2 protein-coding genes are annotated in these 822 nt (G+C 65.9%); both read right to left on the bottom strand.

Features of this window, described 5'->3' with window-relative positions; all coding sequences use genetic code 11:
• The coding region (locus tag CTZ28_RS46360) for a DDE-type integrase/transposase/recombinase (RefSeq protein WP_183154926.1) at positions 1 to 591 on the bottom strand (591 nt) is incomplete at its 3' end.
• Positions 588 to 822 (bottom strand): transposase (locus CTZ28_RS47635; RefSeq protein WP_398658143.1); only part of this gene is annotated, 235 nt, incomplete at its 5' end. The genes CTZ28_RS46360 and CTZ28_RS47635, both read right to left, overlap by 4 nt.

The following is an 822-nucleotide window of genomic DNA, read 5'->3' as shown; positions in this document are numbered from 1 at the left end:
GACGAACTTCCGAGACCGAAACTGCGATCCGCGATCGCTGTGCAGAATGCACCCGGCGACGTGACCACGCCGGGCAACAGCGTTGTTCAGCGCTGTGACGGCCAGGCGGGACTTCATCCTCGTGTCGATCGAGTAGCCGACGATCCTTTTGCTGAAGACGTCCTTGATCGCGCAGAGATACAGCTTGCCTTCGCTGGTGGTGTGTTCGGTGATGTCGGTAAGCCACAGCCGGTTCGGGCCGGCCGCGGTGAAGTCCCGGCGGACGAGGTCGTCGTGCACCGGCGGGCCGGCCTTCTTGGTCCTGCCGCGTTTCCTGCCGAACACGCTCCACCAGTTGTTGTCCCGGCAGATCCGCCACGCGGTCCGGTCGGCCATGCCGGATCCCACGCTGCGGGCTTCGTCGGCCAGGAATCGGCAGCCGAACTCCGGATCCTCGCGGTGAGCGTCGAACAACGCGTTCGCGCGAGTGGCCTGCTCGAACTCGGCATCGGTCACCGGCCGTTCGAGCCACCGGTAGTAGGGCTGGCGGGCAAGCTTGAGGACCCTGCACGTGACCGTGACGGGAATTCCGCCCGTGGCCAGCTCTTTCACGAGCGGGTAGATCCTTTTCCCGGCAGATGTGCCTGCGACAGGTAGGCCGCAGCCCGGCGCAGGACCTCGTTCTCCTGCTCCAGCAGCTTGATCCGCCGACGCGCTTCCCGGAGTTCCGCGCTCTCCTGGCTGGTCGTTCCGGGTTTCACCCCGTCGTCGATGTCCGCGCGACGCATCCATTTCCACAGCGTCATCGCGTGCACTCCGAAGTCGGCGGCCACCTGCTCCACC

The organism is Streptomyces shenzhenensis (assembly GCF_003688995.1).
GTDB classification, from domain to species: domain Bacteria; phylum Actinomycetota; class Actinomycetes; order Streptomycetales; family Streptomycetaceae; genus Streptomyces; species Streptomyces shenzhenensis_A.
This window is presented reverse-complemented; position numbering and strand designations above follow the sequence as displayed.